Source organism: Bacillus sp. MYb209, from assembly GCF_002975175.1.
Lineage (GTDB): Bacteria > Bacillota > Bacilli > Bacillales > Bacillaceae_G > Bacillus_A.
On the sequence record NZ_PCNZ01000014.1, the window covers coordinates 30,110 to 44,276 of the forward strand.

A 14,167-nucleotide genomic window follows, 5' to 3' on the forward strand; every position below is an offset into this window, starting at 1 on the left:
ATATTTCGTTCGATTTTTTTCAAAAGTTTTCTGTATAAATTGATATGATGATTTAGCAACTTCATAAGCTTCACTTATAACTGTGCATAACAATTATATAATTTTCCAATTCCTAATGAAGATTTAAAATGATATATATAGTCAAATTTAGGAGGATGTATATGAAAGCTATCGTTGTAACTTCATTCGGTGGCCCTGAAGCGTTGGAATATACGGACATGGATATTCCTACAATTTCAGATCACCAAGTTTTAATTCGCGTTGTTGCTACTAGTGTTAATTTTGCTGATATTAAATCACGTTATGGCAAAAAAGGAAACAAAGCCTTACCTTTTATCCCAGGGATAGATGTAGCTGGTGTTGTAGAACACGTAGGTTCTCATGTAAAAAACATTTATCCTGGTCAGCGTGTCATTGCTTTTCCTCAAAATGGCTCTTACGCTGAATATGTTGTCGCGAACGAAAATCTTACTTTCGTTTTACCTGATGAAGTCGACTTTCAAACCGCCGCCGCTTGTCCTATCGTATCTTTTACAAGCTATAATTTACTTGCAAATGTTGCAAGACTTCAACAAGGTGAATCTATTCTAATTCATGCAGCAGCTGGTGGAATTGGTACTACAGCGATTCAACTCGCAAAAATTTTAGGGGCTGAAAAAGTAATTGGCACTGTTGGAAATGAAGCAAAAAGAAAAATTGCTTTAGATGCTGGCGCTGATTATGTTATTTGTCATCAAGATGAAGATTTTGTAGAGAGGGTAACTCAGATTACAAACAGAGAAGGCGTTAATATTGTTTTAGATTCTATTTCTGGTACTGTGTCCGAAAGAAGTTTAGAATGCCTTGCTTATTACGGTCGTCTCGTCCATTTCGGCAATGCTAGCGGAGAAGTTGGTAGTTTTCAAACGAAAGATTTACACGCAAGTTGCCGTTCTATCCTCGGCTTTAGCTTTGGTACTACACGGAAAAAACGTCCTGAATCACTCCAAGAAACTGCGAATCAAGTTTTCCGTTATTTACGTGATGGAAGGTTGCAAATTAAAGCTACGAAATCTTTTCCTCTTCAAGACGCAGGGAAAGCACATGAATGGGTCGAAAGTAGACAAAGTACAGGGAAAGTAATACTAAACGTTCAGACAGCTCCCTAAAGTGAATACTTGAAATAGAGGTGTTATTCATGGGATCACGAATTATGCATATCATTATCGCTAACGGTATTGCAGAGAAACTATCTATTCAAGATAAAACTTCTTTCTTACTTGGAGGTGTAGCTCCTGATGCTGTTCATTCAAAAGAAGAAAAAGGAACTTCACATTTTTACGCTGGTACAACGAAGAACTATACGAGAAGAATAGATTATGATTCATTTATTCATAAATATGAAGATCATATGGATTCCTCTTATATTTTAGGTTATTATAGCCACCTCATTGCCGATGATAATTGGCTAAGTGGATTTTTTCTACCTTGGCTAAAAAACCGAATTGAGAACGACGAAACTATCGCACCTATGTACTATAACGATTTTAAATTATTGAACGCACAATTGTTGCATCATTACGATAAAGAACAACAGCTCTTCGCCCTACTTAATCAAGAGGCTAACATTGTGAATATCGAGGAGGTTTCTAGAGAGAATGTTTTAGCTTTTCGGCAATATATTTTTGAAGATATGCTATACCCTGAGCAACACTTGTACGAAAACTTACAAGTGTTTACGTTTGATCAAATCGTTGGTTATGTAGAAACTGCTATTGAGAAAGGTGCATTTAATATAGAACAACTCTCTAATAAAAAATTCACTTTAAATATTTAATCCCCCTCATTATATACAAGGGGGATTTTTACATAACTATATAATTATTTATTTTTTTCCATTACTGCAAAGTAATTCCCTTCACTATCAGCAAAGTTAAACACTTTACCAGTAGGCATAGTTACCATTTCGCCAACTGTAACATTTTTATTTGTTAAATCTTTGTATAGTTCTTCAAGATTTTCTGAGAAAAACATTAACGATGGTGTACCAAGATTCAATTCCGGGCTCATTTTGGAGATAACCTCTTTATTATGTAATATGATACTCGTCTCAGCACCATTAGTTGGAGCAATTTCAATCCATCTCATTCCTTGCTTGTTATCTTCCTCTGCGATTACATGAAACCCTACTTTTTCAGTCCAAAAATTTACTGCCTCATCTTGATTATTTACATATAACATAATTTGTCCAACTTTATGAATCATTTGTTTTCCTCCTAATGCTTTTTATATTCTAAGTAGCTTTCTACAGGTGCTATTATTAATCCTTTTTATTTTATATGTATTTCTTCACGAAATTTATCAACTTACTCGTTCACTACTTTACCAATAAACATAAAAGACGTAACTACGCATAGTTACGTCTTTCCATTCATTTATCTAGGTTTTTTCTTACCAGTAAAAGCTGGTTTCTTTTTCTTTGGTGCTGGTGGTTTCGATTCTACAAATGTTCCTTTGAACATTTCTTGTTTCGTAAACACGATACCTAATTTTTTCGCGAATTGTAGTAATTTACGCTCTTCTTGTTCTGTTACAAGAGAAACGACTGTTCCTTCTTTGCCCATACGTCCCGTACGTCCTGAGCGGTGAATATATTGGTCTACTGTGTCTGGTAACTCTAAGTGGATTACGTGTGTTAAATCATCGATATCTAATCCACGTGCTGCAATATCAGTAGCAAGTAAAATTTCTAATTTCCCGCTGCGGAATGCACGCATCGTTGCTTCACGTTCTTGTTTGTTCGCTTCTGCGTGAAGAGCTGCTGCTTTCATTTTACGGAATTTCAATTTCTGAGTAATTTCATCTAAGCGGAAAGGATCATTTAAAAAGGCAACTGCTCTTACATTTCCCATATGCATAACTCTTCTAATATAATCATTTTTTTCACGACGTTCACAAACGATATACGTATGTTCAACTAGGCTCTGTGCCTCTGCACGTGTTACACGAACTAATTGTGGCTCAGTTGCCAAATCACGTGCCGCCTCTTCTGCAGCTTTTGTTATTGTCGCCGAGAAGAATACTAATTGACGATCGCGCATCGTTGATTTAATTACATCAAGTACAGCACCCATCATCTTTTGTTTTACAATTTGATCGAACTCATCAAATACAATCGTTTTCACTTCATGCATCTTTAATTTTTTCATACGAATCAATTCTAAAATACGTCCTGGTGAACCAACAATTACTCTCGGATGTTTCTTTAATTTTTCTACTTGGCGCTTAACGTCTGCACCACCAATTAAAGATGCACCTGAAATATCAGTTCCCGCTGTAAATTTTTGAACTTCTTCATGAATTTGCATAACAAGTTCACGAGTTGGCGCTACAATTACAACTTGAGCTTGTTTTACTTCAGGATTAATTTTATGTAAAAGGGGTAATAAGTACGCTAGTGTTTTTCCTGTTCCAGTTGGAGATTCAGCTATAACGTCTTGTCCTTCTAAAATAGTTGGAATCGCCTGTTTTTGAATTTCAGTAAACTCTTTAAAACCAGCCTTTTCCCAAGCTTGTTGTAAAAATGGTTGCATATCTTTTATCATTTGTTTTTCTCCTTTATCTCTATTTTTGAAGAAAATGTTGTATTGTTCGCACCGTTTCTATCATGTGTGAAATAACAGCTATTAAATCATCAACATGGTCTTCTGTAATCGCTTTTTGAAATAGAACCTCTACCTTATTATGATATGAAATCGCTTGCTTATTATATTCGTATGAAATTTTCTGCGAAATCATTCGCTCTTTTCCCCATATTGATTGCAATACAGCTTCAATTTCGCGGCATCCTACCTCTGGTTGTTCCATCGGGAACGAAAATTCCAACTTCATTTCACAACCTGGTATAAACTGAGGTACCTCTAATATTTCACCTGATAAATTCTTTGCATCAACAGATAGCGAAAATGTTGCTTCTACCAACGTTTTAAATGTTTCTGTTAGTTGAAATGAAATACTATACATACGACTTAATGAAGCAAGGTCCATCACATCCTTTCGATCTGTTACAAGAATATCACCATGTAGATCGAAATCATAGACAGCTCCTTCCACGATTACCTTTAAATTTTCAAAAGCAGTTGGATCAAACATAATTTCCTCCAAAAAACAGGCGCCTTTCGATGGAAAGGCGCCACTTGATGTATATATAGTTTACAGATAAACGGGATAAATTACAACCTTTTAGAATAAACCTACTGCTTTTCCATCTTCATTTACGTCCATTTGCAGTGCAGCTGGTTGTTTTGGAAGACCTGGCATTGTTAACATTGTTCCTGTTAACGCAACGATAAATCCTGCACCAATTGATGGTTTCAATTCGCGAATTGTAACAATAAAGTCAGATGGACGACCTAGTTTTGTTGCATCATCAGAAAGAGAATATTGTGTTTTCGCCATACATATTGGTAGGTTACTCCAGCCTTCTCCTTCAAATTGAGCTAATTGCTTACGTGCTTTCGGAGCAAATTCAATATCTTTTGCGCCGTACACTTTTTGAGCAATTGTACGAATTTTTTCTTCTAATGGTAATTCTAATTCATAAAGTGGCGCGTAGTTATTTTCACCTTTGTCAATTTCTTTTAACACTTTCTCAGCAAGGTCAACTCCGCCTTGGCCACCTTTCTCCCAAACTTCTGTTAAGGATACTGCATAGCCACGCTCATTGCACCATTCTTGTAGGTAAGCAACTTCTACATCTGTATCTGTAATAAACTTGTTAATTGCAATTACGAATGGAACACCGAAGCTTTGAATTGTTTCAACATGTTTCTGTAAATTTTCCATTCCTTTTGCTAACGCATCTACATTTTCTACTTTTAATTGATCTTTCGCCACACCACCGTGCATTTTAAGCGCACGAATAGTTGCAACAATAACTACCGCTTCTGGTTTAATACCAGCTGCACGTGCTTTAATGTCTAAAAACTTCTCAGCACCTAAATCAGCACCAAATCCAGCTTCTGTAATAACATAATCGCCTAATTTCGCTGCCATTGTCGTAGCGATAACACTGTTACAACCGTGAGCGATATTTGCAAATGGCCCGCCATGAATGATAGCTGGTGTATTTTCTAATGTTTGTACTAAGTTCGGTTTTAATGCATCTTTTAATAGCAGTGTTAACGCACCTTCTACTCCTAAATCTTTAACTGTTACAGGCTGGTTTGCAAAATTATAAGCCACCACAATGCGAGATAGGCGTGCTTTTAAATCTTGAATATCTGTCGCAAGGCAGAATACGGCCATGATTTCAGATGCTACTGTAATATCAAAACCGTCTTCACGTGGTACACCTTGAACCGGTCCACCAAGACCAATTACTACATTACGAAGGGCACGGTCATTTAAGTCTACACAGCGTTTCCAAACAATTTTACGCGTATCAATTCCAAGTACATTTCCTTGTTGGATGTGATTATCAATAAACGCTGCTAATGCGTTGTTGGCAGTTGTAATAGCATGAATATCTCCAGTAAAGTGAAGGTTAATATCTTCCATCGGTACTACTTGTGAATAACCGCCACCTGCTGCTCCGCCTTTTAATCCCATTGTTGGTCCAAGAGATGGTTCGCGAAGTGCAATTACTGTTTTCTTACCAATTTTATTAAAAGCTTGACCTAAACCAACTGTTACTGTTGATTTACCTTCTCCTGCTGGAGTTGGGTTAATCGCTGTTACTAAAACAACTTTACCGTCTTTCTCATCTTGTAAACGCTTAAAAATTTCAAGAGATAACTTGCCTTTATAATGTCCGTATGGCTCTAGTTCTTCTTCTAAAATATTTAAATTAGCTGCAATTTCTTGAATCTTCTTCATACTTGCTTCTTGTGCGATTTCAATATCAGATTTAACTGTTGTAGTAGTTGTCATATACCCTAGTCCCCCTTTAATTGGTTCTGATGATATTGTATCAGTTTTTTGTATTTTCTGCACTTATTTACCTCCTAAAAATTCTTTGATTTCATTATACGTTTTTTAACATAAATACCCATAAGAACGTTAACGATTGTTGTAACTCTGTAGGTAGTTGACCTAACATCTTCTCATTTACTCCACGCTTATATACGCCGGTACCATCTACAATTTCAAATCCTTGTTCTTTTGCTAACTGTTCAAATTCCCAAGGCATCATCGTATTGCAAACAACGTCTTTTCCGTATAGGCGAGGATAACTGTTCTCTCTCGGTTTTGCTGTCGGTCCTAAAATTGCAATACATGCGTATCCATCTTTCTTTAAAACACGCTTTATTTCATTTAATGCTTGTAATGGCTCCTCGGTCCATTCTAAAGAATTAATTGCCATAATTGCTTCAAATTTCTCATTTTCAAATGGTAATGAAGAAAGATCACCTTTTATAAAAGATAAGTTTGGACCTTCTCCGCGTTCCTTACCCTTTTGAATCATAACTTCCGATAAGTCCACCCCAACCGCTTTGTACCCAGTAAGACTTAATTTATATGTACCATACCCATCACCACAGCCAACATCTAACACTTGTACTTCTTTTTCCACGTACTGCTCAAAAAATGGAATGATTGTACTCCTGCTCCCACTATCCCACATTTCTTGACTATTTTGATTCCAAAACTCTGCATTGTTATCCCATTTTTTCTCTGCCGATTCATGCCAATTAAACTTCGTCATACATTCCCCTACCTTCACGTATTATCATTCATTTCATTCTACATCATGTTCCAAAATTCCTGTTTATCTTCATAAGGAGATAAAGTGAAACCTTTAATCAGTGGGGGTTTTTGTTCGTCCCCCATTGATTATTAGCCCGCACCAATCGGGCTTTTACGGGCAGCCTGACTCCCACCTAACTTCTTTGCTCCAGCCTAATTTTGAGGTGGGAGTCTTACTACCCGCAAAAAGCGGGATGAACAAGATAACAACGGAATCTATTTTCTCCAATTTTTGCTTTACTTGGGTTTAACTCATACTCATGTTCTGTTCCTTATGAAAGATACTATAGATACACCCAATTGAAAGAGAGGGATGTACATGCGAAGAAAGAGAAATCATCATTTTAAAAGTGGTGAAAAAAACGAAGAGTATGCAGCTGAAATATCTCCAGCTGGTATTCCGATTAGACATGAGCGCAAAGAAATTGCAAATGAAATAGAAGGTACAAATACCGGTGCAATGATAGGCTATGTCGCATTATTTCTTTCGTTATTCTCCATTGCTTTTTATCCTGTTACACTCGGCTCCCTTGCTATTTTAGTTGGCTTATTAGCTGTCAATTTTGGAGCGAGAACACTTGGATATACCGCAATTGGTTTTGGCAGTTTTTCTGTTTTATTCACTTTACTATATCCGCTTGCTTTATCAGCGTTTTAAAAAAAAACACACCAAGTTATACTTGGTGTGTTCATTCATGATACAACATGATATGACCGCATCCACAACAATGCTTCGCTGTAATTTCTTGAAAAACCGGATAATTTTCTTCATCTCTATGCTCAATAAACACCTTTTCAAATCGGTACATGTTTGGCGCATATGCCCAATCTTGTTTCGTACGCGCATATAATGTTGAAGAAAAAAACTCCTCACCACCACAAACGATACATCCCTTTTTCATCAATACCCCTCCTATGCTTGTCTTACTTCATCTATATGAACATAAGCATAAAAAAAAGACCTTCTATTACTAGAAAGTCTTCTCTGAAACAAAAAGAAATGTACCGAATATACCTACTCCGCTATATTCTTTCGTAACACCAGCTTCTGTTTTATACGTTTGCTTTACAGTCATAAAGAAAACACCATTTCGTGCATCAATACTTTCAAACTGTAATTTCTCTTTTTTTCCATCTACATTTTGCGTGCATTCAAAGCTACTCTCGTCACATTTCAATGCATACTTATCCTCTAAATACAATTTAAAATCTGATTCTTTCGGACAAGTTATAAGTAATATCGCCACGAGAATAATACTTACAATACCCACAATTGTATAATATTTCTTCATTTGTTCTCCTTTCAAAAGACAAGAAAACTTGACTTCATGCGCCAAGTTTTCTTAGTCTACAACCCATTGCCACTCTTGTTCTTTCTTATCAAAAATGAGCCAACCCGTTTCTGTTGCTTCCGCTTTCAATTCATCAATATTATCTAGTACCTCATCCGTACTTTCGAATGATCCTACTACATATACCGGAATTTCAAGACCTCTTCTCGACTCAATTTTCCCCGCTAAATCAATGTATAACCCATCTTCCATTAACGGCATAAGCCCAAGGATAACTTCCTTTGAAATTGCTGGGAAAATTTTTGATTTTTGGAAGAAAGTAAAACGTTTCTTACCGAAAGCACCGAGTTTATAAGGAATGACTTTACTTAGCATTCCTACAAAATCACCGATTCTACGGTAATACACTTTGTTGTACCAACCGTCATCATGTGAAAAATAAACGAATCTATTCTTCAACAACGGGAAGAACGTTCTTCCAAGTGGTTCTTTTTTGTGAGCCAAATATAATAATTCTGCAATTTCTTTTGGCTCTAACTCATCTAAATCGCTTGCATCATCGAAATCTACCCAACAAAATTCATCAAATTCATCAATCTCTGCTTGAATGAGTTTATGTATGTTTTCTTCCTCAACATATTCAAATAAAGTATGATAATGAAAATCTGTCCACTCAAAATTATGCTTTAAAAGCAATACTTGATGAAGCGGTGAAGGGATGTTACTTGCAAACTCTTTAAACGTAATTCCAGATGTAATAAAACAATGACCCCGACGATTACCATTAATATATATCATATTGTTTACTTGGTCAGATCCTCCAGACAAAGCACCTAGCCACCTTCGTTTTGTATGTTTCAATTCTATAGCATATTTTAACATGAAAAATTTTAGAAACATAGAAAAAACTTCAAAAACTATTTACAATTTCATGTGTTTTATTACATACTGATTACAAGAAAAAACGCCTGCTCATAAGCAGGCGTTTTTAAAGGATATCATCTGGATTTTGAGGGTGATGATTCCCCTCTTTTTTTTCATCTTTTTGGAACATCGATTGGATTTTATCGATTGTTTGTGGAGCTAATTCAATTATTTTTTCTGCTAAATGTGTCGCATTTTGTAAATGAAGAATATTTACCCCGTCTTTATTCACGACTAGAAATGCTACTGGTGTAATTGACACACCACCCGCACTACCACCACCAAATGCAGGGGTACCGTTTGCTCTTTGTCCATCATTCGTCTGGAAATCAGAACCTCCTGCTCCAAAACCGAACGCTACTTTAGAAACTGTTAACACTACACCACCGTCAGCCGTTTGAACAGGCTCTCCAACAATCGTATTTACATCGACCATTTCCTTCAAATTTTCCATTGCTGCTTTCATTAATCCTTGAATTGGATGATCCACCGTTCATAACCTCCTTTGTCATATCTTTCCTAGTTTTTCCGAAAGTTTGTGAACTAAACATAAAATTTTATATTGATTTCAAAAATAAAAAAGTTATAATATTTAGAAAAATAAAAAAAGAGGTCGATTCGTTATGATACGAAAATTAACAAAGAAAGATCATGAACAAGTATTTTCTTTTCTAAAAGAAGAAGCAGCCCTTAACTTATTTATCATTGGAGATATTGAAGCTTTCGGTTATCATACAGATTTTCAAGAATTATGGGGAACATTCGAAGAGAACGGGACATTAAAATCAATTTTACTCCGCTTCCATGATGCATTTATACCGTACAGTAAAGAAGATTTTGTTGTCTCTGACTATGAGGCACTTCTTTCCGCATATAAGCCGCTTAAACTCTCTGGCAAGTCAACAATAGTAGAAAGATTTGAAACTGTTCAAAATATACAACTAGGTGCCAAAAATGAAATGCATTTTTGCGAATGTCTAAATGACAACAACTTACCTAGCATGCCTGTTCAAGAAACTATTAAACTTGCCTCACTAGATGATGTAGAGCGAATTATGCAATTACGAAGTAACATCGCTGAATTCCCAGCTGCTACTGAATCAGAGAAAATGTTAAGGCAAGCTATCGAAACAAATACAGGACGTACATACTTTATTGAAAAAGACGGTGCACTCATCGCATCCGCCTCTACATCCGCTGAAAATTCATTATCCGCTATGGTAGGACAGGCGAGTTAATCCCCCCGAGGCAGGACAAGCCTCACAAGGTTTAGCTGAATGGTTATCTATGACAGAAACAATATTCTCACAAGAGACCACTTTCTAGGTTACTCACAAGTAGCCTATGGAGGTGGTCTTTTTGTGCGTACTCAAGGAGGAGACTAAATGGTACTACTTAGATTTATGATAAAGGATTACCTAGAGGATAAAGAACTTAGTGGACTCGCACCGAGAACGATACAGAGCTATCGAGATACACTTAATGAGTTTTCTCGCTGGCTCACTACCGAGAGGGAGATCGTTAACATTGAGGACATTACTCCACCAGTTATTAAGAGCTACCTCCTCTACTGTTCCAAGGAGAGAGGAAACACAGTGGTCACTCGTAACGGTAAGCTCCAACACTTGAAGACATTCTTTAGGTACCTAGAGGATGAGGACATTATAGAGATCCGCAGCAATCCCACTAACAAGATTAAGCCTGGTAAGACGGACAAGACTATCAAGGTGTACTCCGATGAACAGATAAAGCAGATGCTTAGATACTACAGGAGGATGCGCTCTCGAGAAAACACGTTGTATAGCTACAGAGGACACACAATCATAGTTATCCTCGCTGGTACCGGTATAAGACTAGGTGAGCTTATCTCCATGAGGTGGGACTCTGTGGATCTACTCAATAAGACAATCACAGTCTTTGGAAAGAACCGTAAGAGTTTGTCTACTCCGTTAACCGAGAAGGTCACTCGTGAGCTATACGAGTACAGGTTATTCTGCGAGGGGTTCTACAAAAGGTTACCTGAGTATGTGTTTACTGACAACCGAGGTAAACAGTTGACACCGAATGCTATCAAACTTACATTCTCTAGGCTATCTCAAAGGGTAGGCTTTAAGACTACAGCTCACATGTTTAGACATACCTATGCAAGTAATTCCCTGAAAGCTGGAATGGATATTTACACTTTGAGTAAGCTCATGCACCACTCTCAGATAAGGACTACCGAGATGTACCTACACGCTTTCGGCAACTCACTAGCTGAATCTAACGATAAGTATAACCCACTAAACAGGTTCGACTTTTAAGGCAATATAAAAGAGCCCTGCTTCTAGTTTGGCGACCAGACAGGACTCTCTTACAACTACTAAAGAAACTCGAAGGAGCTTCCTTGTTTGCTATTGTATCATACTCATTGGTACTAGCTCAAGAGGTCTTCCTTCTTGATTATATAGGAGGAATAACTATGAAGGAACTACGAAAGTATCAATCATTTAATTCAATTACTGAGATGGACAATTCTATTAGTGAATACCTGTCAGTGTACAAGCTTAAGGAGTCTGAATACACAGTACTATGGAAGATTGCTAGTTATAGTTGTAAATTTGTAGGAGTTAGCTACCTCAAAGTACAAACATTAGCTGATCTAGTACATTACTCGTGTAGAGAGCTTTAAACCTGTCAAAGGTGGTCATTCAGCGTTCATTAATGTGATTAATCCCTTTGAGAGTCACACTGTTTTGTCACTCCAAGAGGAAGCTATAGAGCCTACTCCTGATTGTGCTGACGAGGTGCCAGCTCATACAGATACAATTACTTTTAAAACTAATCCTAAAGATAATAAACCATACGTAACCCCTGAGTTAGATATCAATCATCTGGATGCTATCGGGGTTCCTACTCAGTTCTCTATAGCAGCATTACCTTATTTGGATGTACAAGCAGTCTATAAACTTTGGAGCAAAGTACAAATGGCTGCCAAGAAACATGCTCCTGATTTGGTGGATACTGTAGAAATCGCTGTCTCATCTGTACGAGCTAGTGTGCTTGCCAACAAGGTTAAACGTGTACGTGATTTTACTGGTTACTTCTATGGAGTTCTGGCCCAGAAGTTATCTACTGCTCAACGATCTCTTAAGTGTAAACTTTTCAACTTCCTTCAGTAGCATTACTGTAGGTAATAATCCCTGCTATCTGGTTGCTGTCCTATCTCGGTTAACCCCAGAGGTAGCATCTGTCCAGTAATGCTCGATGGGTTACACCTGTTAGCATTCAATCTGGTTATTGTCCGTTCTCTGCAGGTACAAGGTACTAAACAATGTTTCGACCCTTGGAGCTGGCAAACGATATAGCATGCTCGATGGATTACCCGTTAAAATTGTTAACGGTATAAATGACCTCTCAAATCGGCTTTTACGAACTCGTAGGAGGACGACTAATACATTTACACCAATACAGGCTATCTCTCGTGTATGAGCCTCGTATGGTGTCTAGTTAGATGGGGAAATGTTTTCCCTTTCTAAGTGAGATTTTCTCACTCAGAGAAAAAGCTCAACAAAAGGGTTGCGCAACTTCTTTAGGCTGTGTTAAGATAAATTCAACAGCAAGGGAGGTGACAAACTTGCAAGAGAAACAACTTAGGTACTTCACACGTATTATGGATGCCTACTCGCTAGACTCCATTGAGGAAGCGCAAAGGTTTTACAAGCTGTTTAGCGCTCTCAAGTTATTACCACAGAGTAAGCGAAAAGAACTAGTGGAGATCGCTTTTGAGCGTATCAACGAAGGAAAATCTATAGTAGATAAGTGAAACACAAATAGCCCTACCCAGTAGTAAACTTTGGCGAGTTCACTGGATAAGGCTACGCAATTCAGTCGAACCTATAAGGCTCTTTCCTCCCTATGGTATCACGAGCAGGAATAGCTGTAAAGGTTCGACTCCACAGGAGGCGAATAAGTTGAAACTTAAAGATTGGGTTAAATCAACCTTGGTAGCTGGCGGCAGTATAAGCTTTCTTTACGCAGCTGGTTACATTGTTTCACTCATGATTGTACACCTGTAGTATTACCTGTCTCGTGTCAACAAATAAAAACTAAAGGGAGAGATTATTTTATGACAACAAATACTATTCAACCAACTAATTTAGATATCGTTATGGAGGAGATTGACACCCTAGTATCTAACTTCCAAGACTCACTATCTCGTATCACTAATAAAGTTTGCAAAGTAGATACATTCCAACTAGGCCTTACGTATGTAGTTATCTTACGAGCTGGCAAAATCTCTAAGACTCTTAGTTTTAATTTAAATGAAGTAACTGAGGAGAACTTTTAACTCAAGAAGTAATAACCCACGAGCTGGCTCCCTGAGTCGGCTCTTTTGCTTTCCTCCTCAGGGTTACCAATATGGTAATTGAAATTATAGTTTGTGCACTCGTTGAAACCAATTAGATAACTCTTGAGCTTGCTGTTTATCTATCGCAAACCCCCTAGTCATCCCCTTTGATTCAATTTCAATACCGAAATAACCATCGTTCAGAGGGCGAATTCTCAATAAATCTCCTCCAAGATCTAACAACTCAGCCATCTCTCCATTACTTAAGATTCTCATAAACTCACGAGCTCTGTTTCTTGAGAATACACAATGGATAAAACGTCCGTAGTCATCATCCTTAATTGTAAAATACATTGAACCTAAGATAAGCTCTACTTTTAGAGTTTGATTTGGAATACCTTTGTATATCAGCATGGGTATCATCTTACCACCCCTTTCTAACTTGATTATAGAGTAGTCAATCCCTCGTGTGAATACCTTTTGTGAGATTGGTCTACTGAGGTAATACTCGATGTTACCAATACGTATTTTCTCTGTAAGACTACATCCTACACGGACACCCTCCCCTATGTTTGTAATATCTAGAAACCAGAGGAGAGTTCGCTCTCATCGAGTATCCCTCCGAGTTAAAACATGAGCTAGCACAACTAAACAGCCCTATCTTTCAGGAGTTGTCCCTTGAGGATTAACTCCTCTATGGCGTCCTCATAAGCATAAAAAAAGGTAGCCCAGTTAGGCTACCTCTACAGTTACATCTATTAATCGACCATCTATTGTATATCTAAAGTGGCGTTGATACTGCTTGATAATATCATGCTGCAAAGATCCACTACTGAGCTCGGTCTCTACAGTAAACCTCTGAATGTGTTTCTTGCCACCGTGATAGAACTCAACT

General features: G+C 37.4%; 16 protein-coding genes and 2 pseudogenes. 8 read left to right on the forward strand and 10 right to left on the reverse strand.

Annotation, left to right across the window (positions count from 1 at the left end):
• Window positions 1-161: 161 nt before the first annotated feature.
• Together CQZ94_RS19070 and CQZ94_RS19075 are read left to right on the forward strand one after the other, a co-directional pair.
• Window positions 162-1,148, forward strand: a complete 987-nt coding sequence (locus CQZ94_RS19070; RefSeq protein ID WP_105586627.1) for a quinone oxidoreductase family protein — start codon at window positions 162-164, stop codon at window positions 1,146-1,148.
• 29 nt (window positions 1,149-1,177) lie between these two features.
• Window positions 1,178-1,816 (forward strand): zinc dependent phospholipase C family protein, encoded by a 639-nt coding sequence (locus CQZ94_RS19075; protein WP_105586628.1) that lies wholly within the window; start codon window positions 1,178-1,180, stop codon window positions 1,814-1,816.
• 44 nt (window positions 1,817-1,860) lie between these two features.
• On the opposite strand, the gene CQZ94_RS19080 is transcribed toward CQZ94_RS19075, so the two are convergent.
• The 5 genes from CQZ94_RS19080 to CQZ94_RS19100 form a co-directional block, all read right to left on the reverse strand.
• Entirely contained in the window at window positions 1,861-2,244 is a 384-nt protein-coding gene (locus tag CQZ94_RS19080; protein WP_105586629.1) for a VOC family protein, read from the reverse strand.
• A gap of 170 nt (window positions 2,245-2,414) precedes the next feature.
• A complete protein-coding gene (locus tag CQZ94_RS19085; RefSeq protein WP_105586630.1) occupies window positions 2,415-3,584 on the reverse strand; it encodes a DEAD/DEAH box helicase in 1,170 nt (389 codons plus the stop codon).
• Between the two features lie 19 nt (window positions 3,585-3,603).
• Entirely contained in the window at window positions 3,604-4,131 is a 528-nt protein-coding gene (locus CQZ94_RS19090) for a hypothetical protein (protein ID WP_142395873.1), read from the reverse strand.
• Between the two features lie 90 nt (window positions 4,132-4,221).
• Window positions 4,222-5,910 carry a formate--tetrahydrofolate ligase gene (locus tag CQZ94_RS19095; protein WP_105586711.1) on the reverse strand — a complete coding sequence of 563 codons (1,689 nt, stop codon included), beginning with the start codon at window positions 5,908-5,910 and terminating at the stop codon, window positions 4,222-4,224.
• Between the two features lie 94 nt (window positions 5,911-6,004).
• The gene (locus CQZ94_RS19100; RefSeq protein WP_105586632.1) at window positions 6,005-6,685 is read right to left on the reverse strand and encodes a class I SAM-dependent methyltransferase; all 681 of its coding nucleotides are present in this window, start codon (window positions 6,683-6,685) and stop codon (window positions 6,005-6,007) included.
• A gap of 360 nt (window positions 6,686-7,045) precedes the next feature.
• Between CQZ94_RS19100 and CQZ94_RS19105 the strand changes: the two genes are divergently transcribed.
• Window positions 7,046-7,384, forward strand: a complete 339-nt coding sequence (locus CQZ94_RS19105) for a hypothetical protein (protein ID WP_001253195.1) — start codon at window positions 7,046-7,048, stop codon at window positions 7,382-7,384.
• 31 nt (window positions 7,385-7,415) lie between these two features.
• Here CQZ94_RS19105 and CQZ94_RS19110 read toward each other — a convergent pair whose 3' ends face one another.
• From CQZ94_RS19110 to ytfJ, 4 genes are all read right to left on the reverse strand, one after another.
• Complete coding sequence (locus CQZ94_RS19110; RefSeq protein ID WP_002012518.1) at window positions 7,416-7,628, reverse strand: hypothetical protein; 213 nt, start codon at window positions 7,626-7,628, stop codon at window positions 7,416-7,418.
• A 69-nt stretch (window positions 7,629-7,697) separates the two neighbouring features.
• Window positions 7,698-8,018: a hypothetical protein gene (locus tag CQZ94_RS19115; RefSeq protein ID WP_105586633.1), complete on the reverse strand. Its 321-nt coding sequence runs from the start codon at window positions 8,016-8,018 to the stop codon at window positions 7,698-7,700.
• 51 nt (window positions 8,019-8,069) lie between these two features.
• On the reverse strand, window positions 8,070-8,846 hold the full coding sequence (locus tag CQZ94_RS19120) for an oxalate:formate antiporter (protein WP_105586634.1): 777 nt from the start codon (window positions 8,844-8,846) through the stop codon (window positions 8,070-8,072).
• A 160-nt stretch (window positions 8,847-9,006) separates the two neighbouring features.
• Window positions 9,007-9,432: a GerW family sporulation protein gene (gene ytfJ / locus CQZ94_RS19125; protein WP_070142179.1), complete on the reverse strand. Its 426-nt coding sequence runs from the start codon at window positions 9,430-9,432 to the stop codon at window positions 9,007-9,009.
• A 133-nt stretch (window positions 9,433-9,565) separates the two neighbouring features.
• On the opposite strand from ytfJ, the pseudogene CQZ94_RS19130 reads away from it, so the two are divergent.
• The 5 genes and pseudogenes from CQZ94_RS19130 to CQZ94_RS19150 all read left to right on the forward strand — a co-directional run.
• Window positions 9,566-10,165, forward strand: a pseudogene (locus CQZ94_RS19130) (GNAT family N-acetyltransferase); the annotation flags it as partial.
• Window positions 10,166-10,327: 162 nt separating this feature from the next.
• Window positions 10,328-11,245 (forward strand): tyrosine-type recombinase/integrase, encoded by a 918-nt coding sequence (locus CQZ94_RS19135; protein ID WP_105586636.1) that lies wholly within the window; start codon window positions 10,328-10,330, stop codon window positions 11,243-11,245.
• A gap of 158 nt (window positions 11,246-11,403) precedes the next feature.
• Window positions 11,404-12,103 (forward strand): annotated as a pseudogene (locus tag CQZ94_RS19140) (helix-turn-helix domain-containing protein).
• A gap of 446 nt (window positions 12,104-12,549) precedes the next feature.
• A complete protein-coding gene (locus CQZ94_RS19145) occupies window positions 12,550-12,747 on the forward strand; it encodes a hypothetical protein (RefSeq protein ID WP_232308403.1) in 198 nt (65 codons plus the stop codon).
• 303 nt (window positions 12,748-13,050) lie between these two features.
• On the forward strand, window positions 13,051-13,272 hold the full coding sequence (locus tag CQZ94_RS19150; protein WP_088009087.1) for a hypothetical protein: 222 nt from the start codon (window positions 13,051-13,053) through the stop codon (window positions 13,270-13,272).
• 84 nt (window positions 13,273-13,356) lie between these two features.
• Here CQZ94_RS19150 and CQZ94_RS19155 read toward each other — a convergent pair whose 3' ends face one another.
• Window positions 13,357-13,695 (reverse strand): hypothetical protein, encoded by a 339-nt coding sequence (locus CQZ94_RS19155; protein WP_105586637.1) that lies wholly within the window; start codon window positions 13,693-13,695, stop codon window positions 13,357-13,359.
• Between the last annotated feature and the right edge of the window lie 472 nt (window positions 13,696-14,167).

Bases quoted from the DNA above. Each gene is read 5' to 3' on its own strand.
- CQZ94_RS19070 (WP_105586627.1), top strand. From the start codon at position 162: ATGAAAGCTATCGTTGTAACTTCATTCGGTGGCCCTGAAGCGTTGGAA.
- CQZ94_RS19075 (WP_105586628.1), top strand. From the start codon at position 1,178: ATGGGATCACGAATTATGCATATCATTATCGCTAACGGTATTGCAGAG.
- CQZ94_RS19080 (WP_105586629.1), bottom strand. From the start codon at position 2,244: ATGATTCATAAAGTTGGACAAATTATGTTATATGTAAATAATCAAGAT.
- CQZ94_RS19085 (WP_105586630.1), bottom strand. From the start codon at position 3,584: ATGATAAAAGATATGCAACCATTTTTACAACAAGCTTGGGAAAAGGCT.
- CQZ94_RS19090 (WP_142395873.1), bottom strand. From the start codon at position 4,131: ATGTTTGATCCAACTGCTTTTGAAAATTTAAAGGTAATCGTGGAAGGA.
- CQZ94_RS19095 (WP_105586711.1), bottom strand. From the start codon at position 5,910: ATGACAACTACTACAACAGTTAAATCTGATATTGAAATCGCACAAGAA.
- CQZ94_RS19100 (WP_105586632.1), bottom strand. From the start codon at position 6,685: ATGACGAAGTTTAATTGGCATGAATCGGCAGAGAAAAAATGGGATAAC.
- CQZ94_RS19105 (WP_001253195.1), top strand. From the start codon at position 7,046: ATGCGAAGAAAGAGAAATCATCATTTTAAAAGTGGTGAAAAAAACGAA.
- CQZ94_RS19110 (WP_002012518.1), bottom strand. From the start codon at position 7,628: ATGAAAAAGGGATGTATCGTTTGTGGTGGTGAGGAGTTTTTTTCTTCA.
- CQZ94_RS19115 (WP_105586633.1), bottom strand. From the start codon at position 8,018: ATGAAGAAATATTATACAATTGTGGGTATTGTAAGTATTATTCTCGTG.
- CQZ94_RS19135 (WP_105586636.1), top strand. From the start codon at position 10,328: ATGGTACTACTTAGATTTATGATAAAGGATTACCTAGAGGATAAAGAA.
- CQZ94_RS19150 (WP_088009087.1), top strand. From the start codon at position 13,051: ATGACAACAAATACTATTCAACCAACTAATTTAGATATCGTTATGGAG.
- CQZ94_RS19155 (WP_105586637.1), bottom strand. From the start codon at position 13,695: ATGATACCCATGCTGATATACAAAGGTATTCCAAATCAAACTCTAAAA.